Consider the following 18,423-nt stretch of genomic DNA (forward strand, 5'->3'; position numbering starts at 1 on the left):
GCTTGAATCGAGAGCGTGCGATGACGGCCCCACTGACCCGCGCCGGACTGGTGCTGGGCGGCGCTTTTGTCCTCACACTGCTGTGCCTGTGGCTGGCGACCCGCAGTCCCGAGGTCTGCTTGAGTTTCGCAGGCGGCGTGGTGGCGCTGGGTGCTCTGGGCTGGCTGCTGATCCACACCCGCGCCGAGGAAGGCGCCCCGGACCCTGCCGAACCCGACTGGTCCGTCACCACCGCCGCCATCGATGGCGATGAGGCGGCTGTGGGCATCGTCGATCGCGCCGGGCGTCTGGTGGCGGCCAATGCCGTCTATGAACGCAGCTTCGGCACCGGCGCCTTGCCCGCCAGCCTGCCGCTGACCTACGCCGAGGGCGAAGACCTCACCCGCGCGGCATGGCGCGACGGCAAGGCCGGTCCGCTGCTGGCCAGCCATGCCGATGGCCAGCGCTGGCTGGTCGAGGTTTCTTGCGCCGGTCGTGGCGAATCCTGGCAAATCTGGCGCTTCGTGGCGCAGGAAGTGGCCGAAACCGGCGCTGAACTGGCCGCCGCTCTGCGCGGCAAGCCGGGCCGAGCGCTGGGGCAGGCCGGTTTCGCCGCCGCCATGGTCGAGGCCGATGGCAGTATTCGTGTCGCTAACGAAGGCTTTGCTCTACGCGCTCTGGGCGATGCCTCGGCGGCGGTGACGGGCAGCGCCTTTGTCGATTATCTGGCGCAGGACGAGCACGACCATATCTTCTGGCAGCGCGATGCCCGCCGCGTCGCCCCGCTGACGCTGTTCTACCTGCCGATTTCTGATCCCGATCACCCCGAAGACCCCGATCCCGCGCGCGGCACCTCGCTGATGCTGCTGGTCGATCATGGCGTGGGGCTGGGCGGCAGCGGCGGTGACGCCACGGGCGCCGCGCCGCATCTCGAAGCGCTGCTGGCAGGACTGCCACTGGGCCTCGCCATGGCCGACCGCGATGGTCGCGTGCTTTTCGCCAACCCCGCCTTTATGCGCGCAGCAGGCCGAGAGGGCGAGGATGCCCCGATCTACCCCACCGATCTGGTGGTGCAGGAAGACAAGGCGGCGCTGTCGGATGCCCTGCGCCGCTTCGGCCATGGCCCGGCGACCAGCGGCGATGTCGCGGTGCGTCTGTCTGCCCAACCTGATGAGCCGGTGTCTTTGAGTCTGGCCGGGGTGAGGGGGCTGGGCGAGGCCGCCGTGCTGCTGGGCCTGACCGACACCAGCGAGGAAATCCGTCTCAAGCGTCAGGTGGCTCAGGCCACCAAGATGCAGGCTGTGGGCCAGCTGGCGGGCGGCGTGGCGCATGATTTCAACAATGTGCTGACCGCGATCATCGGCACCTGCGATCTGATGCTGCTGCGTCATACGCCCGGCGATTCGGACTATGACGATATCCAGCAGATCCGCGCCAATTCGAACCGCGCGGCGTCGCTGACGCGCCAGCTGCTGGCCTTCAGCCGCCAGCAGACCTTGCGGCCCGAAGTGCTGCAGCTGCCGGACATTGTCAGCGAAATCAGCCAGATGCTGCGTCGCCTGATCGGCGAGAAAATCCAGTTGGTGGTCACCCATGACCGCGACCTGGGCGCCGTCCGTGCCGACCCCACCCAGCTTGAGCAGGTGATCGTCAATCTGGCGGTGAACGCCCGTGATGCCATCCACGACCATGCCCGCAAGGTGCATGGCGATGGCTCGGGCCGACTGGCGCTCTCCACCCGCCGCGTCACCGCGGCGCAGGTGCGGGCGATGCGCAGTGAAATCCTGCCGCTGGCCGATTACACGGCTCTGGTGGTGGAAGACACTGGCGGCGGTATCCCGCAAGAGATCATCGGCAAGATCTGGGAACCCTTCTTCACCACCAAGGAGCAGGGCAAGGGCACGGGCCTTGGTCTTTCAACGGTTTACGGCATCGTCAAGCAGTCGGGCGGCTTTATCTTCGCCGACAGCGAGGCGGGCGTGGGCACGCGCTTCAGCATCTATCTGCCGGTCCATCACGAAATACCGGGCCAAAGCGCTCTGCCCAAGCCGAAGGATGCCCCCGTGGCCACGGCATGGGCCGGTGGCGGCGACATCCTGCTGGTCGAGGATGAGGATTCGGTCCGCGTGGTGGCCGAGCGCGCGCTGACTCGCGCGGGCTACAGCGTCACCAGCGCCAGCGATGGCGAGGAAGGGCTGGAGCAGGTCGAAAAACGTCTCGAATCGGGACAGGCTTTGTTCGATCTGGTGCTTTCCGATGTGGTGATGCCGATCATGGATGGCCCGGCCATGGCGCGCGCGGTGCGCAAGATTGCGCCCTCCGTTCCGGTGCTGTTCATGTCGGGCTATGCCGAGGAACAGCTGCGGCGCGAGATCGATATCGACAATATGTATTTCATTCCAAAGCCCTTTTCGGTCAGCCAGATTGGCGAGAAGGTGGCCTCGATCCTGTCGGTGGTGGCCAGCGCGAAGGGATGATGGAAATTATTTGTTCTCCTCTTGTTCGATAAGAACAAATGCGATACATGAAGGCTCGTGTTGACGTACACGGTCAAATTCCTATCGCATGGAGGCGAACATGGCGGCTCAGCTGAAACTGATTCAGGAAGGCAAAGACAAAGACATGGATCGTCAAAAGGCGCTGGAAGCAGCGCTCGCGCAGATTGACCGTGCGTTCGGCAAGGGTTCGGCGATGAAGCTGGGCTCGAAGACGGCGATGCAGGTGGAGGCGATCTCCACCGGCTCGCTCGGGCTGGACATTGCGCTCGGCATCGGCGGCCTGCCGCGCGGGCGTATCATCGAGATTTACGGCCCGGAAAGCTCGGGCAAGACCACGCTGGCGCTGCATGCCATTGCCGAAGCGCAGAAGACCGGCGGCACGGCAGCCTTTGTGGACGCCGAACACGCGCTGGACCCGGTCTATGCCAAGAAGCTGGGCGTCAACATCGATGAGCTGATCGTCTCGCAGCCCGATACGGGTGAGCAGGCGCTGGAGATTGTCGATACGCTGGTGCGTTCGAACGCGATCGACGTGCTGGTGGTCGACTCGGTGGCGGCGCTGGTGCCCCGCGCCGAAATCGAGGGCGAGATGGGCGACAGCCATGTCGGCCTGCAGGCCCGTCTGATGAGCCAGGCGCTGCGCAAGCTGACCGGTTCGATCAGCCGCTCGCGCTGCATGGTGATCTTCATCAACCAGGTCCGCATGAAGATCGGCGTGATGTACGGCAACCCGGAGACGACCACGGGCGGTAACGCCTTGAAGTTCTATGCTTCGGTGCGTCTGGATATCCGCCGCACGGGTCAGATCAAGGATCGCGACGATATCGTCGGCAACGCCACCCGCGTGAAGGTGGTGAAGAACAAGGTGGCCCCGCCCTTCAAGCAGGTCGAGTTCGACATCATGTATGGCGAGGGCATCTCCAAGATCGGCGAGATCCTCGATCTGGGCGTGAAGGCGGGCGTGGTCGAGAAGTCGGGCGCCTGGTTCAGCTACGACTCGGTGCGGATCGGGCAGGGGCGTGAAAACTCCAAGACCTATCTGCGCGAACACCCGGAAATGGCCGACAAGCTGGAGGCCGCGATCCGCGGCCAGAAGGAAGGTTTGTCCGACGGCATGATGGCGGGGCCTGACGCCGAGGACGACGCCTGAGAGATCAAGAGGGGGGGGCATCTGGCGATGTCCCCCTTTCTCTTTTCGTGACTGTAGGGTGAATTTGCCGGTCTTGGGGACCGGATTTGGGAAAAGATGCGGCTTTGGCGCTTGTTTGGCGGCGCGTCGTGTCTTATCGCGCTGGCCATGATCTCGACCAACGACATTCGCCGCTCGTTTCTCGAATACTTCGGTTCGCAGGGCCACGATGTGGTACCCTCCGCGCCGCTGGTGCCGTATAACGACCCGACCCTGATGTTCACCAATGCGGGCATGGTCCCGTTCAAGAACGTCTTCACGGGGCTGGAAACCCGCGCCATTCCGCGCGCCACCAGCAGCCAGAAGTGCGTGCGCGCTGGCGGCAAGCACAATGACCTCGACAATGTCGGCTATACGGCGCGGCATCATACGTTCTTTGAAATGCTGGGGAATTTCTCCTTCGGCGACTATTTCAAAGAACAGGCGATCACCCATGCCTGGACCCTGCTGACCAAGGAATGGGGCCTGCCCAAGGACAAGCTGCTGGTCACGGTGTACCACACTGATGATGAGGCGTTTGATCTCTGGAAGAAGATCGCGGGCCTGTCGGATGATCGCATCATCCGCATCCCCACCAATGACAATTTCTGGTCGATGGGCGATACCGGTCCCTGCGGTCCTTGCTCGGAGATCTTTTTCGATCATGGCGACCATATCTGGGGCGGCCCTCCCGGATCGCCCGAAGAGGATGGCGACCGCTTTATCGAGATCTGGAATCTCGTTTTCATGCAGTTCGAGAGCCAGGCTGATGGCTCGCGCATCACGCTGCCGCGCCCCAGCATCGACACCGGCATGGGGCTGGAGCGCATCGCTGCCGTCATGCAGGGCGAGCATGACAATTACGACATCGACACCTTCAAGGCGCTGATCGCCGCCAGCGAATCGCTGACCGGCGTCAAGGCGCAGGGCGAGCAGCGCGCGAGCCATCGTGTGATCGCCGACCATCTGCGTTCGACCAGCTTCCTGCTGGCCGATGGTGTGCTGCCGTCCAACGAGGGCCGTGGCTATGTGCTGCGCCGCATCATGCGCCGCGCCATGCGTCACGCCCATCTGCTGGGCGCCAAGCAGCCGTTGATGCATCGTCTGGTCCCCGCGCTGGTCGCCGAAATGGGCGCTGCCTATCCCGAACTGGGCCGCGCTCAGCCGCTGATCCAGGATGTGCTGGAGCGCGAAGAAACCAAGTTCCGCCAGACGCTCGACAAGGGCCTCAAGCTGCTCGACGAAGCAACCTTGGGTCTGGCCGAGGGTGGCACGCTGCCCGGCGAAACCGCTTTCCGCCTCTATGACACCTATGGCTTCCCTTACGATCTGACCGAGGACGCGCTGCGTTCGCGCGGCATCGCGGTGGACAAGGACGGTTTCGATTCCGCCATGGCCCAGCAGAAGGCCGCGGCGCGTGCCGCCTGGAAGGGCAGTGGCGAGGCGGCTGCGGGCGAAGTGTGGTTCGATCTGGCCGAACGCATCGGCGCCACCGAATTCACCGGCTACACCAGCACCACGGGTGAGGCGCAGATCGTCGCCATCCTGAAGGACGGCAAGGAAGTCGACAGCGCGACGGCGGGTGACAATGTCACCATCCTGACCAACCAGACGCCTTTCTATGGCGAATCGGGCGGTCAGATGGGCGATGCCGGCACCATAACCGGCGCGGATGGGCTGAAGATCGCCATTGCTGATACGTCCAAGCCGTTGGGCCGCTTGCATGCTCATAGCGGCACGGTGGAAAGCGGCAGTGTGAAGGTGGGCGATGCGGTGGCTCTGGCCATTGATGTTGCGCGTCGCGATGCCATTCGCGCCAATCACTCGGCGACCCATCTGCTGCATGCTGCGCTGCGCGGCCGTCTGGGTGAGCATGTCACGCAGAAGGGCTCGCTGGTCGCGCCCGATCGCCTGCGTTTTGACTTCTCGCAGCCCACGGCGCTGACCGCCGAGGACATCACCGCGATCGAGGCCGAGGTGAATGCGGAAATCCGTGGCAATGAGGCGGTCACCACCCGTCTTATGAGCCCGGAAGATGCCATCGAGGCGGGTGCCATGGCGCTGTTCGGCGAAAAGTATGGCGAGGAAGTGCGCGTGCTTTCGATGGGCGCGCTGGCCGATGGCCGGAACTATTCGGTTGAACTTTGCGGCGGCACTCATGTGCGCGCGCTGGGCGATATCGGCGTGCTGCGCATCGTCAGCGAAAGCGCGGTGTCCTCGGGCGTGCGCCGTATCGAGGCGCTGACCGGTGAGGGCGCGCGCCAGTGGCTGGTGCATCGCGAGGACCAGCTCAAGGGCGCGGCAGCCGCGCTGCGCACCACGCCCGATGATGTTGAGGCGCGCGTTGTGGCCCTGCTCGATGAACGCCGCAAGCTGGAGCGTGAACTGGCCGAAGCCAAGAAGGCGCTGGCGCTGGGCGGCGGTTCGGGCGCGGCTCAGGCTGCTGACGAGGATGTGGGCGGGGTGAAGTTCTCCGGGCAGGTGCTCGAAGGGCTTGATCCCAAGGAACTGCGCGGACTGCTGGATCAGGCCAAGCAGCGTCTGGGCAGCGGTGTCGCTGTGATCGTTGCGGTCAATGAGGGCAAGGCCAGCATTGCCGCCGCCGTGACTGAAGACCTGACCGGGAAGGTCAGCGCCGTTGATCTGGTGCGCGCGGGCGTCGAAGCGCTGGGCGGCAAGGGTGGCGGTGGCCGCCCGGATATGGCTCAGGGCGGCGGCCCGGATGGTGACAAGGGCGCAGCAGCCATTGCGGCGGCCAAGGCTGTTATCGCGGGCTGAGAAGCATGATCGCAACGGCGCTTATTGCGCCGTGGGCAGATGGGGCCGCCATGGCGAAAGCTGTGGCGGCCTCTGTCATGCTGGTGGTGGATGCCGATAGGGGAGCTGGCATGGAAGCGGGTGATCAAACCTCGCTTCCAAGCTGCTCATTAGCATCGGGCCTGAATGGCTGGTGCGCGAGCATAGAAGTCTCCCTGCCGGTGCTGGCGTTGCTGCAGGCTCGGGAAATGGTCGCTCCGGGATCATCTGGTGAAGGTGGTTTCTCACGGCTTCAAAAGGTCGACGCGAGATTCGCAGGGGAGCAGCGTGCGCCTGCATCGCGCCGTTGCATGATGCTATCGCCTTGGTTTCAGTGGCTCCCCGTGCCCGCTTAGACTTTAAGGCCTAATCTACGGCCTTCAGTGAGCGCGTTGGCACCATGATCGCCGAACATTTTCAGCAGCATGCGTTATATCGAGGAGGCTGGTGATCTTCTCGGCTCTAAGCTAGCGTTTTCCCGCCATTATGGCCGAGGCAGAGAGAAGTCGTGAGGCTGGGGCCCCTGAAGCTGCAAAGGCCCCCCAAAACAAGGAGCAAGCGAGATGATCCTGCTGGCATGGATGGCTCTGGCCGCGATGAGTGATGCGCAGATCGCCACGGCGCGCAAATCCGCGCCCGCCGATGTGCGCGCCGTGGTGGACCGCTGGGAGATGTGCAACCACTGGGGCGGCGAGGAGCCTTATGACAAGGCTCGCGCCCGCCAGATCGAGCAGGCCTCCGCCAAGCTGCGCTGTGATCGGCTGGATCATGATGAGGCGGTTTTGCGCCGCCGCTATGCTCACAAGCCTGCGATCCTGCGCCTGCTGACCGCCGCTCACGATATCTATTGAAGGCTTACTCCGCCGCGCTTCTTTCGCGAAGGGTGGCGCTTTTCAGGCTGGGTTTTTCGGTGAGGCCACCCTCGGCCATGATCTGCTCGCGGAATTCGTCGCGCTTTTCGTGGATCGAGGCGATCACGAAGCCCATCGGCACGCCCAGATCCACCAGCACGGCCTCGGAAAGCTGCAGAGAGGATTCCAGCGTTTCCGGCACCGCCATGCTGGCGCCCGCCTTGTAGAGCGCGGCGGCATGGGTGGCATCGCGCGCGCGCGCGATGATCGCCAGATCGGGATGAGCCGCGCGCAGCTTGCGCACCAAGCGCTGGGCGATCACTGGTTCGTCCATGGTCAGGATCACCGCATGGGCCTGATCCAGCCCCAGCCGCTCCAGCGTATGGCCGCTGGCCGCGTCGCCGAAGGTGGCGTGATAACCCGCGCTCAGCGCGCCGGTGATCAGATCGGGGTTGGAATCGACGGCGATGTAGCCTTTGCCATGGTGGCGCAGCATATCGGCCACCAGCCGCCCCACGCGCCCGAAACCGATGATGATGGCGCGCGGTTCGTCGCTGTCCGGCGTATCGGGCAGGGGGGCGGCGTTGCCCGCATCGACCTTGCGGGCTAGCCGCCGCCCGAGCCATGCCAGACCCGGGGTGATCGTCAGCCCCAGCGCGGTGACGATCTGCCAGAATTGCACGGTGCTCGGCTGGATCAGTGCGGCACCGCTGGCTGCGGTGAGCACGATCAGCGTGGATTCCGAAGGGCTGGACATCAGAATGCCGGCTTCCGCCGCCGTGCCCGCCCGCGTGCCCATCACGCGCAGCATGATGCCGGTGACCAGTGCCTTCACCACCACCACGCCGGCGGTGGCCGCCACGATCATCACCCAATGGCGCGCGACCATGGCCAGATCGATGCTCATGCCGATGGTGATCAGGAACACGCCCAGAGCCAGTCCCTTGAAGGGCGCAGTCATGCCTTCGACCTCGCCGTGATAGGGCGTTTCGCCGATCAGCAGTCCGGCGATCAGCGCGCCGACGATGGGTGACAGGCCTACGCCAGCGGTGGCCAGAGCGGCGGTGATCACCACGATCAGGCTGGTGGCCAGAAACAGCTCCGGGCTTTTTGTGCGGGCGGCCTGAGCGAAGAGCGGCGGCAGCAGATAGCGCCCGCCGACCAGCAGCACGGTAACCAGCGCCACGCCCAGCCCCAGCGTGTGCAGCAAGGCCTGCCAGCCGCCGCCATTGTGCGGGGCCAGCGCGCCCAGCAGGAAGATCGTGGGCACCAGCGCCAGATCCTCGAACAGCAGCATGGCCAGCGCCGCGCGCCCTACGGGGGTGGTCGTGCCCGCGATCGGCAGCACCAGAGCGGTGGAACTCATGGCCAGAGCGAGGCCGAGGCCCAGCGCGCCCGCGCTGCTCTCGCCGATCAAGGCCAGCGTGAAGCCGATCAGCGCCGCCGCGCCGGTCAGCTCCAGAGCGCCGAGGCCGAAGACCTGCCGCCGCATCGCCCACAATCGGTCGAAGCTGAGTTCCAGCCCGACGTTGAACAGCAGCAGCACAATGCCGAATTCCGCAAAGGGCTTGAGCGAATCAGGATCGGTGATGGTGACGAAGGCCAGCCACGGATGGTCGAACACCTGCCGCCCAAGGCCATAGGGCCCGACCAGCAGGCCCACCAGAATGAAGCCGATCACCGGCGTGACGCGGAAGCGGGCGAACAGCGGAATGACGACCCCCGCCGCTCCCAGAATCACCAGCGCATCGCCAAGCGGGGAGGAGGGGGAGAAGACATTCGCATCGGTCATGCCGGGCAGCCTATGGCATGGGGCAAGGGATGTCACGGATGGAGCGGGCGGGGAATGTTACAAACCGTGTCCGGAGTGGTTTGACTGAAAGAGGAAGGGGTAATGCGAGGGTGTTACACCCTCGCGCTCCCATAAATGTCTACGTTGCGCTCCGGGTTCGGCGTTAGAAGCATTTCGCTGCACCGCAGGCATGAGCGCTATCGGAATTCAAGCCTGCGGCGCCACAGGCTGCACAGGTGGAGAGGTCAGGTGCAACGACCGGGTGTCACCACCCTATCGTCGGAAGACGTAATGGGAGCGCGAGGGGGGAACCCCCTCGCATTGTCTTTTTCCTGAAATCCAAAAGAAAAGGGGCCCGGTTTCCCGAGCCCCTCTCCAACCATCCGATGGCGCGAAGGCTTACGCCCAGGCAGCCATTTCGGTTTCGAGGTTCTTCACAATGGCCTCGAAGAAGGCTTCGGTCGTCAGCCAGCCCTGATCGGGGCCGATCAGCAGCGCCAGATCCTTGGTCATCTTGCCGCTTTCCACGGTTTCGATGCAGACCTTCTCCAGCGTCTCGGCGAACTTCACCACGTCGGGCGTGTTGTCGAACTTGCCGCGATAGATCAGGCCGCGCGTCCAGGCGAAGATCGAGGCGATCGGGTTCGTGCTGGTGGCCTTGCCCTGCTGGTGCTGGCGGTAGTGGCGGGTCACGGTGCCATGGGCGGCCTCGGCCTCCACGGTCTTGCCGTCGGGGCTCATCAGCACCGAGGTCATCAGACCCAGCGAGCCGAAGCCCTGCGCCACGATGTCCGACTGCACGTCGCCGTCGTAGTTCTTGCAGGCCCAGACGAACTTGCCCGACCACTTGAGCGCCGAGGCGACCATGTCGTCGATCAGGCGGTGTTCGTACCAGATCTTGGCGGCTTCGAACTTCTCCTTGAAGCCTTCGGTCTCGAAGACCTCGGCGAAGAGGTCCTTGAAGCGGCCGTCATACTTCTTGAGGATGGTGTTCTTGGTCGAGAGATACACCGGCCAGCCCAGCGACAGGCCATAGTTGAACGAGGCGCGCGCGAAGTCGCGGATCGATTCCTCAAGGTTGTACATGGCCATGGCCACGCCGGGGGCCTTGAACTGGTACACTTCGCGGTCGATGACCTGGCCGTCCTCGCCCTCGAACACCAGGCGCAGCTTGCCGGCGCCGGGGACCACGAAATCGGTCGCGCGATACTGGTCACCGAAAGCGTGACGGCCGACCACGATGGGGTCGGTCCAGCCGGGCACCAGACGGGGCACGTTGCTGATCACGATGGGCTCGCGGAAGATGGTGCCGCCCAGGATGTTGCGGATCGTGCCGTTGGGCGACTTCCACATTTCCTTGAGGCTGAATTCCTCGACGCGGGCTTCGTCCGGCGTGATGGTGGCGCACTTCACGCCCACGCCATACTGCTGGATCGCATTGGCCGAATCGATGGTGATCTGGTCGTTGGTGGCGTCGCGGTTCTCGACCGAGAGATCGTAATACTTCAGATCGATGTCGAGGTAGGGCAGGATCAGACGTTCGCGGATCCACTGCCAGATGATCTTCGTCATTTCATCGCCGTCGATCTCGACGACGGGGTTGGCTACCTTGATCTTGGCCATGTTCTCTCACTTTCCCTTATGAATTGGGTAACGCCGGATTGGGCAACGCTGGTGGGACACGCGGCGTGCTCTGAACGGGCATGCGATGAAGACGTGCATCGGCCTTTAGCAGACACGGGGACCTGCGCAAGGCATGGAAACAGCGGGAAGCGGCTAGGCTTTGGTCGATAGATGCTGATGAGAATAGATAGCAATTATCGGGTGCGGACGCAGAGGCTTGCGAGGCGCTGACGCCGGTTTTGGGCATGGCGATGTGGGGGATCATCTCTCGCGCACATCCCGTGCAGGGAGGCCGGACGTTCGCGGCAGATGGATACGAAAAAGCCCGCGCAATCCATTGGATTGGCGGGCTTTTCGAATGGTGGGCGTAGGAAGGATTGAACTTCCGACCCCTGCGATGTCAACACAGTGCTCTACCACTGAGCTATACGCCCACGCTCATTCGTCTCTGTCCGGTCTGGCGCTTTGCAGAACCGCGCCGGGCAGGGGCTGGCCTTTAGACGCGGCTTTTTTTTCGCGCAAGCCCCGAATGCGAAAAATTTCAGAAAAATCTCAAATACCGGCTTCAGATGCTCGCCTGGGTGGGCTGGCCGAAGACGCGCTGCACCTCCATCACCAGATCGCGCAGATGGAAGGGCTTGGACAGCACACGGGCCTGCGGTGCTTCGCGACTGGCCTTCAGGGTTACGGCGGCAAAGCCGGTGATGAACATCACCTTGGTGTGCGGGCTGATCTCGGCGCAGCGCTGGGCCAGTTCGATGCCGTCCATCTCGGGCATGACGATGTCGGAGAGCAGCAGGTCGAATCTTTCGCTCTGCAACCAGGGCAGGGCGGCGGTGCCGCGATCCACCGCCACCACCTCATAGCCCGCATTCTCCAGAGCGCGGGCCAGATAGGTACGCATGGCGGGTTCATCTTCGGCAAGCAGGATACGGATCATGGGTCTTGGGCGCCTTTTATGCGTTTCGGCTCACATCATACTGCGCCGGGGGTAAAGATTGTTACCACAAAACCGGGCATGGGCCGCAACGATGACGGCATTCGTCGCATTTTGCATGAGAGAAATATGACAAGGGAATGGCCCTATTTTTGACAGGCCTGCCTTGTGCATGCCACACAAATGTCATGCACGAAGCCTCCCCCGCCTCCGGCGATTCGAGCAGTTTTTATCAGTCTGACGTGCCCGGCTGCGCGGGTGCGCCTTTTGTGCTGACTTTGGCAGACCCGGCCTGCGTGCCGGTGCTGATCTGCGCGCCCCATGGCGGGCGGGCCTATACGCCCGAGCTGATGGCGGCCCTGCGCGAAGGCCAGAAGGCTGCGCTGCGTCTGGAAGACCGGTATATCGACCGGATCGCCGCCCGCGTGGCGCAGGCGACCGGCGCGGGTCTGCTGGTGGCGCGCGCGCCGCGCGCGGTGCTGGACCTCAACCGCGCGCCGGATGACATCGACTGGGGCATGATTCCCGACACTGGACGGGCCGAGGCGCGCGAAGCGGTGATCGCGGCCGGCGGCACGGTGCGGGCGCAATCGCACCCCAGCCAGCGCGTGCGGGCGGGGCTGGGCCTGGTGCCGCGCCGCGTGCCCGGCATGGGCGAGCTGTGGAGCAGGCCCTTGCCCGGTGCGGAGCTGGCGCGGCGAATCGCCGGGCTGCATGCCCCCTATCATGCCTGCATCGCCGAGCAGCTGGCAGCGCTGCGCGCGCGCTGGGGCGCGGCTCTGCTGATCGATCTGCATTCCATGCCCCCGCTGCCCTGCAACGAGGGCGAGACTCCCGTCAGCTGCGTGCTGGGCGACCGTTTCGGCGCCAGCTGCAGCACGGGTCTGGTGGCCAAGGCCTTTGGCGCGCTGGATGAATCAGGCTGGCTGGTCGCGCATAACCGGCCCTACGCCGGGGGCTATGTGCTGGATCGCCATGCCGCCCCGCGTGACGGCATCCACGCCATCCAGCTGGAGATCGACCGTGCGGCCTATCTCGATTCGCGGCTGGTGGATCTGGGGCCGGGGGCTGACGGGGTGGTCGAAAGGCTGATTCGACTGGTGCGGAATCTAGCCTGCGATGTGGCGGCGATGGGCAACATCACGCTCGACAGGCGCCCTCCCGATTGGGCCGAAGCCGCGGAATAACGCGCTTTTGCTATCGGTAATCGCGATTGCACATAAAAAACCACCTCGCGCCAGAGGGCACGAGGTGGCCAAGGTTCAGGGAGGAGGTGCACGGCGTGCACCAGTTCCACCATGCCATGAGGGAAGCACAGCGGAACGATTGCATCATAGGCTTATGGGCCATGGCATGCAAGGGGGCCCCGCCGGTAAATTCGGCAGGATGCAAGATGGCGGGTCCGGTTGGCGCTGTGCCGGGCTGGTTCGCAGCAGGCTGGCGAGGGGCCTTACTGGCACGATTGTCAGTATCGAAAGGGGTGAGCGGTCCGGTACGGTGAGCCGGATACCAGCGATAAAGCCGGACATGAATAGGTATTTTTGTAGGGGGTGGGCGCAGGGCAGGCCGGAGGAGGGGCGAAAATAGAAAAGCGAGGGGGTTACCCCCTCGCGCTCCCATGACGTCTTCCGACGCGGCGGCAGTGGTGCCGCATCATGGTGCTTGGCCTCTCCATCAGAGCAATGAAAAGGCGCCGCAGGCAGAATGCCCCGGCGCCTTACGTTAGCTTGGAATGTTAAAGCCTGCGGCGCCGCGACGTTGCCCTGAGGCCGAACCCGAAGCGCAAGGCAGACAGTAACGGGAGCGCGAGGGGGTAACCCCCTCGCACATCACCTTCCTGCCTTAAACCTTAAGCCGGCAGCGTCACCGCAGGCTGAGGCAGCACGCCCATCGCCACCTGACGGCCGAAGATCTCGCGCATCAGGTCCAGGCTGAACAGGTGAGCGAAGACCAGCGGCAGCAGGCCCGACTGGTTCCAGCCGCGCAGCACGTCGCCACGGACTTCCTGAAGCTTGGCCTGATCGACCATCTTGAAGCCGCGATAGACGAAGGGCTGCTCGCTGCCTTCCTGCTGGATGGCCACTTCGCCCTCGATCAGCAGACCGTGCTTTTCCAGCTCCTTGACGAAGGCGCCGGTGCGCAGGCCGGCCTGCTCGAACTGCTCGCAGAAGCCGAGCATGCCCGTGGTGGTCTCGCTGGGCTGGTCGCCGTCGAACAGGGCGGCGCCTTCCTCGAACTCACCGATCAGACCGCTGGTGGGGTCGAAGCACAGGCTCAGTTCTTCGGCCTGCGGGTTCAGGCGGGCCAGCATGAAGGGATAGCGGCGCGCATAGGCGGGGATGTAGACGTTCTCGGCGACCTTGCCCTCGGCGTCGACGAAAACGTTCACGCCTTCGTTCAGGCCCATCAGCGCCAGCGGCACCGAATCATCGCCCGAGGAGAAGACGATCGGGAAGAAGCGACCGGCCTGCGGGAATTCTTCCACCGTCAGCGGGATGGCGTGCTGGCCCACCAGCCAGTCGGCCTTGTCGACGCTGCGGCTCTTCCAGGTCGCGTGGTCGCGGCTGTTGAGCGGAACCAGGTCCTTGTAGAAGATCGGCAGACCGGGATTTTGCGGCGCGCTGGCCATGTCAGGTATCTCCGTAAGCAAAGCGGGCGCCTTGGCCCCCCATTTGAACGCCGGGTCTTAGAAGGTGCCGCAAGGGCTGGCAAGCGGGCGATCCCTCAGGCGTTTGGCGGTACGAGTTTACCCGGATTGAGCAATCCCTGCGGATCGAGCGCCATTTTCACGGCGCGCAGCAGGGTTAATGCGGCGGGATCGGCGGTATGGGCCAGCTCGACGATCTTGTTCTGGCCGATGCCATGCTCGGCGCTGATCGAGCCGCCCCAGCGCGTGACCTCATCATAGACCCAGGCGCTGATCTTTTTGCCCTCGGTCAGATCCCAGCCCGGCGCGGTGCCCGGGGCGGCCAGCACATGGTAATGGATGTTGCCGTCGCCCAGATGGCCGAAGGCCACGACATGAGTGCCGGGGAATTGGGCTTCGATCTGCGGAGAGACCTGCGCGATGAAGTCCGGCATGCGCTCCACGGCGACGGAGATGTCATGCTGCACGGCGGGGCCCTTGGCGCGCTCGGCAAAGGGCACTTCCTCGCGAATCAGCCAGAAGGCATCGGCCTGTGCTTCGCTGGCGGCGATGGCGGCATCCTGCACAAGGCCGGTTTCGAAGGCTTCGGCCAGAGCGTTTTCGACGCGCTCGGCCAGCGAATCGGCGCCTTCGGCATCGGCCACCACCTCGATCAGGGCGTGCCAGGCGTGATCGCCCTCCAGCGGCTTGCGGGCCTTGGCGGTGTGATCCAGCACGGCCTCAAGGCTGGCTTGGGGCACCACCTCGAAACCTTCCAGAGCGGCACCCAGACGGCGCTGGCAATGAATCAGCAGGGCACGGGCAGCATGGATGCTTTCCACGCCCGCCCAGACCACGCGGCGCTCGGCAATGCCGGGGGAAAGGGCCAAAGTGGCCGAGGTCACCATGCCCAGCGTGCCTTCGGAGCCAATGAAAAGCTGCTTCAGATCGAAGCCGCGATTGTCCTTCTTCAGGGGCGTGAGCGCCGACCAGATCGTGCCATCGGCCAACACCACCTCCAGCCCCAGCACCTGATCGCGCATATTGCCGTGCCGCAGCACCTGCGTGCCGCCCGCATTGGTGGACACCAGACCACCCACCGTGGCCGACCCCTTGCCGCCCAAAGTGAGGGGGAAGCGCAGGCCCTGCGCCTCGGCGGCCTCATGCAGTGTCTGGAGAATCACGCCCGCGCCGCAGGTCACCTTCAGCGCATCCTTGTCGATCGGGCCGATGGTGTTCATCCGCCGCAGCGAAACCAGCAGGCTGTGCCCGCTGGCGTCCGGCGTGGCGCCGCCGACCATGCCGCTGTTCCCGCCCTGAGGCACGATCGGCACGCCGGCGGCTGCTGCCAGCTTGACCACCGCCGACAATTCCTGCGCATTGGCGGGTGAAGCCAGCGCCAGCGCGCGGCCCGTATAGCGCCCGCGCCAGTCGGTCAGCCAGGGGGCCATGGTGTCGGGGTCGCTGGTCAGTCCGCTCTCGCCCAGCAGGGCGGCAAGCTGCGCTAAAAATCCTTCCGGAGCGGAGATTTCGCTGTTAGCCTCGGCCAGGGCACGCGAATGAGGATCATGGGTATCGGTCATCCGGCCCCTATGCCACAGCCAAAGGACGAGGTTAAGTGCGACGGAGCGGTATGGCGCAAGAGGCGGGTTAAGCGATGGTTCAAACATTGCAGGCCATATCGCGTGATAATGTAACAGGGAATTATGAGGTCTGCTGATCGTCGCCCGCTTCGGGCCGCGCTCGTCCATTGAACCATGAAATGCGGTTATGCTCTTCTTGCCCTCGCGGGGCTGGTGCTGGCGGGAGCGGCACAGGCTGACGTGCTGCCTCCTATGGGCGGCAGGAGCTTTGGCCCTATGGAAAGCCACAATCCCGAGCAGGTGCGTATCGAGCAGCATTTTTCCATCCGCATCGCGCCCGGCGGCCCGGTGATGCCGCCAGACATGATGGACGATCTGATGGATGAGCGGCCCGAGCGCTTTGAAGAAAAGCCGATGGGCAAGTGCTTTGCGACCGGCGCCGTGCTGGGTGTGCAGAGCGCGGAGGGCAACCGCCTGCTGCTGTTCATGCGCGATCAGCACATCATCTCGGCGGTGCTGGAAAAGGCCTGCCGCGCCCGTGATTTCTACTCCGGCTTCTATGTCGAGCGCAGCCCCGACGGGCAGATCTGTGCCGAGCGGGACAAGCTGCAGGCGCGCAGCGGTGCCAATTGCCGTATTCTCAGATTGCGCTCGCTGATCGCTTTGCCATGGCGGCGTTATCCCTGATCGGGCCGGGCGGGGCGCTATTTCGCCCGAATGGCTGGCGGATCAGGCGATTTTCTTGACTTTTATGGTTCATTGCGATTAGGCCTCGGCACCCGCGCCGGGCGCATCATGCTCATGCATGGTGTTTCATGCTGATGCATGGCTCTGGCGAAGCAGGGACGGCCCAACGGGGGGCGGCTATCCCACGCATGATTTTCCCAATCCTTCTCTATCGGATTATGACCAACCCATGAGTTTTGCCGATCTCGGCCTGTCGGATGAATTGCTGCGCTCGGTCGCGGCTTCCGGTTATGACACGCCCACGCCGATCCAGGCCCAGGCCATCCCCACCGTGCTGATGATGCGCGATCTGATCGCCATCGCCCAGACGGGCACCGGCAAGACGGCGGGTTTCGTGCTGCCGATGATCGACATTCTGGCCCATGGCCGCCGCCGCGCCCTGATGCCGCGCAGCCTGATCCTTGAGCCGACGCGCGAGCTGGCCGCTCAGGTTGCAGAGAATTTCGAGAAATACGGCAAGAATCACGATCTGAAGATGGCGCTGCTGATCGGCGGCGTGCAGATGGGCGATCAGGTGAAGGCCCTCTCGGACGGTGTGGACGTGCTGATCGCCACGCCGGGTCGCCTGATGGACCTGTTCCAGCGCGGCAAGATCCTGCTGACCGGTTGCAGCATGCTGGTGATCGACGAAGCCGATCGCATGCTCGACATGGGCTTTATTCCCGACATTGAAGAGATCTGCTCGAAGCTGCCCGCGCAGCGCCAGACCCTGCTGTTCAGCGCGACCATGCCGCCGCCGATCAAGAAGCTGGCCGACAAGTTCCTGAGCAATCCCAAATATATCGAGGTGGCCCGCCCGGCCTCGACCAACACCAACATCGCCCAGCACAAGGTGAAGTGCGTGTCGCGTCAGAAGCGCGAAGTGCTGCGTCATCTGCTGCGCACGGACAATGTCTCCACCGCGATCATCTTCGCCAACCGCAAGACCACGGTGCGCGAACTGGCCAAGAGCCTGAAGCGTCATGGCTTTTCGGCGGGCGAAATCCATGGCGACATGGACCAGAGCAGCCGCATTGCCGAGCTGGAGCGCTTCAAGGCCGGCACGATCAACATTCTGGTCGCCAGCGATGTGGCGGCGCGCGGCATCGACGTGAAGGGCGTTTCGCACGTCTTCAACTTCGACACGCCGTGGCATCCGGACGATTATGTCCACCGCATCGGCCGTACCGGTCGCGGCGGGGCGACGGGCCGGGCCTTCACGCTCTATTCCAGCGAGGATGCCGAGGCGATTGCCAATGTCGAAAAGCTGACCGGCGGCGCGATCCCCGAGATCAAGGTCGATCTGGGCGGCAGTTCAAGCAGTGGGGGGGATGAGGACAAGCCGGTGCGCGAGAAGCGCGCGAGCAAGCCCGCTGTTGAGGCGCCTGCTGCCGAGAAGAAGACCCGCGAGCGCAAGCCGCGTGGCGGCAAGGCGGAAGCGCCCCGTGAAGAGCTGCGGGCTGAGGAGCCGGTGCGTGAGGCGCCGCGTCGCGCGGAGCGTCAGGAGCGTTACCGTGACGAACCGCGTCGCGAGGCTCCGCGCCGTGAGGATGCCCGCCGGGATGATCGCGGGCGTGGCCGTCAGGATGACCGCCGCTCGCGCTGGCAGAATGATGAGCCGCCGAGCAAGCCCGGTGAGTGGAACGGCCCGATTCCGGAGTTCCTTGGCGTTTCGGCGCTGGATTGATCTTGGACGCGAGGGTGGTGTGAAACTACCCTCGCGCCGGGAGACAAAAGGGCAAACGCAACTTGGCGTTCCAGCCCCAAGGATAGGGCGCCACCGCCCCATCGCCGGAAGACGTTATGGGAGCGCGAGGGTGTAACACCCTCGCATCTTCTTTTCC

12 protein-coding genes and 1 tRNA gene are annotated in these 18,423 nt (G+C 64.3%); 7 read left to right on the forward strand and 6 right to left on the reverse strand.

Annotated features, from left to right (window positions below):
* Nucleotides 1-20 precede the first annotated feature (20 nt).
* The 4 genes from HGK27_RS02840 to HGK27_RS02855 all read left to right on the forward strand — a co-directional run bounded on the left by HGK27_RS02840 (nt 21) and on the right by HGK27_RS02855 (nt 7,292).
* On the forward strand, nt 21-2,456 hold the full coding sequence (locus tag HGK27_RS02840; RefSeq protein ID WP_206238581.1) for a hybrid sensor histidine kinase/response regulator: 2,436 nt from the start codon (nt 21-23) through the stop codon (nt 2,454-2,456).
* A gap of 100 nt (nt 2,457-2,556) precedes the next feature.
* Entirely contained in the window at nt 2,557-3,627 is a 1,071-nt protein-coding gene (gene recA / locus HGK27_RS02845; RefSeq protein WP_206238582.1) for a recombinase RecA, read from the forward strand.
* A 147-nt stretch (nt 3,628-3,774) separates the two neighbouring features.
* The gene (gene alaS / locus HGK27_RS02850; RefSeq protein ID WP_206238584.1) at nt 3,775-6,423 is read left to right on the forward strand and encodes an alanine--tRNA ligase; all 2,649 of its coding nucleotides are present in this window, start codon (nt 3,775-3,777) and stop codon (nt 6,421-6,423) included.
* A gap of 581 nt (nt 6,424-7,004) precedes the next feature.
* Complete coding sequence (locus HGK27_RS02855) at nt 7,005-7,292, forward strand: hypothetical protein (RefSeq protein ID WP_206238586.1); 288 nt, start codon at nt 7,005-7,007, stop codon at nt 7,290-7,292.
* A 4-nt stretch (nt 7,293-7,296) separates the two neighbouring features.
* On the opposite strand, the gene HGK27_RS02860 is transcribed toward HGK27_RS02855, so the two are convergent.
* The 4 genes from HGK27_RS02860 to cpdR form a co-directional block, all read right to left on the reverse strand.
* Nucleotides 7,297-9,084, reverse strand: a complete 1,788-nt coding sequence (locus tag HGK27_RS02860; protein WP_206238588.1) for a cation:proton antiporter domain-containing protein — start codon at nt 9,082-9,084, stop codon at nt 7,297-7,299.
* 399 nt (nt 9,085-9,483) lie between these two features.
* Nucleotides 9,484-10,707, reverse strand: coding sequence for an NADP-dependent isocitrate dehydrogenase (locus HGK27_RS02865; RefSeq protein ID WP_206238590.1), 1,224 nt, complete (start codon nt 10,705-10,707; stop codon nt 9,484-9,486).
* Nucleotides 10,708-11,066: 359 nt separating this feature from the next.
* A tRNA-Val gene (locus tag HGK27_RS02870) sits at nt 11,067-11,141 on the reverse strand.
* A 131-nt stretch (nt 11,142-11,272) separates the two neighbouring features.
* On the reverse strand, nt 11,273-11,647 hold the full coding sequence (cpdR, locus tag HGK27_RS02875; protein WP_206238591.1) for a cell cycle two-component system response regulator CpdR: 375 nt from the start codon (nt 11,645-11,647) through the stop codon (nt 11,273-11,275).
* 185 nt (nt 11,648-11,832) lie between these two features.
* On the opposite strand from cpdR, the gene HGK27_RS02880 reads away from it, so the two are divergent.
* On the forward strand, nt 11,833-12,831 hold the full coding sequence (locus tag HGK27_RS02880; protein WP_206238593.1) for an N-formylglutamate amidohydrolase: 999 nt from the start codon (nt 11,833-11,835) through the stop codon (nt 12,829-12,831).
* 662 nt (nt 12,832-13,493) lie between these two features.
* On the opposite strand, the gene HGK27_RS02885 is transcribed toward HGK27_RS02880, so the two are convergent.
* Nucleotides 13,494-14,273 carry a SapC family protein gene (locus tag HGK27_RS02885; protein ID WP_206238594.1) on the reverse strand — a complete coding sequence of 260 codons (780 nt, stop codon included), beginning with the start codon at nt 14,271-14,273 and terminating at the stop codon, nt 13,494-13,496.
* A 95-nt stretch (nt 14,274-14,368) separates the two neighbouring features.
* Entirely contained in the window at nt 14,369-15,853 is a 1,485-nt protein-coding gene (locus tag HGK27_RS02890) for an FAD-binding oxidoreductase (protein ID WP_206238596.1), read from the reverse strand.
* Between the two features lie 174 nt (nt 15,854-16,027).
* On the opposite strand from HGK27_RS02890, the gene HGK27_RS02895 reads away from it, so the two are divergent.
* Both HGK27_RS02895 and HGK27_RS02900 read left to right on the forward strand, forming a co-directional pair.
* Entirely contained in the window at nt 16,028-16,540 is a 513-nt protein-coding gene (locus HGK27_RS02895; protein WP_206238597.1) for a hypothetical protein, read from the forward strand.
* Nucleotides 16,541-16,769: 229 nt separating this feature from the next.
* Complete coding sequence (locus tag HGK27_RS02900) at nt 16,770-18,266, forward strand: DEAD/DEAH box helicase (protein ID WP_206238599.1); 1,497 nt, start codon at nt 16,770-16,772, stop codon at nt 18,264-18,266.
* Nucleotides 18,267-18,423 lie beyond the last annotated feature (157 nt).

Origin of the sequence: Novosphingobium terrae (assembly GCF_017163935.1) — a bacterium.
Classification (GTDB): Bacteria; Pseudomonadota; Alphaproteobacteria; order Sphingomonadales; family Sphingomonadaceae; genus Novosphingobium; species Novosphingobium terrae.

What these genes read in the sequence shown, in the direction of transcription:
- HGK27_RS02880 (WP_206238593.1), top strand. Translation starts at nt 11,833, where the DNA reads ATGCACGAAGCCTCCCCCGCCTCCGGCGATTCGAGCAGTTTTTATCAG.
- HGK27_RS02890 (WP_206238596.1), bottom strand. Translation starts at nt 15,853, where the DNA reads ATGACCGATACCCATGATCCTCATTCGCGTGCCCTGGCCGAGGCTAAC.
- HGK27_RS02885 (WP_206238594.1), bottom strand. Translation starts at nt 14,273, where the DNA reads ATGGCCAGCGCGCCGCAAAATCCCGGTCTGCCGATCTTCTACAAGGAC.
- cpdR (WP_206238591.1), bottom strand. Translation starts at nt 11,647, where the DNA reads ATGATCCGTATCCTGCTTGCCGAAGATGAACCCGCCATGCGTACCTAT.
- recA (WP_206238582.1), top strand. Translation starts at nt 2,557, where the DNA reads ATGGCGGCTCAGCTGAAACTGATTCAGGAAGGCAAAGACAAAGACATG.
- HGK27_RS02865 (WP_206238590.1), bottom strand. Translation starts at nt 10,707, where the DNA reads ATGGCCAAGATCAAGGTAGCCAACCCCGTCGTCGAGATCGACGGCGAT.
- HGK27_RS02900 (WP_206238599.1), top strand. Translation starts at nt 16,770, where the DNA reads ATGAGTTTTGCCGATCTCGGCCTGTCGGATGAATTGCTGCGCTCGGTC.
- HGK27_RS02895 (WP_206238597.1), top strand. Translation starts at nt 16,028, where the DNA reads ATGAAATGCGGTTATGCTCTTCTTGCCCTCGCGGGGCTGGTGCTGGCG.
- HGK27_RS02860 (WP_206238588.1), bottom strand. Translation starts at nt 9,084, where the DNA reads ATGACCGATGCGAATGTCTTCTCCCCCTCCTCCCCGCTTGGCGATGCG.
- HGK27_RS02840 (WP_206238581.1), top strand. Translation starts at nt 21, where the DNA reads ATGACGGCCCCACTGACCCGCGCCGGACTGGTGCTGGGCGGCGCTTTT.
- alaS (WP_206238584.1), top strand. Translation starts at nt 3,775, where the DNA reads ATGATCTCGACCAACGACATTCGCCGCTCGTTTCTCGAATACTTCGGT.
- HGK27_RS02855 (WP_206238586.1), top strand. Translation starts at nt 7,005, where the DNA reads ATGATCCTGCTGGCATGGATGGCTCTGGCCGCGATGAGTGATGCGCAG.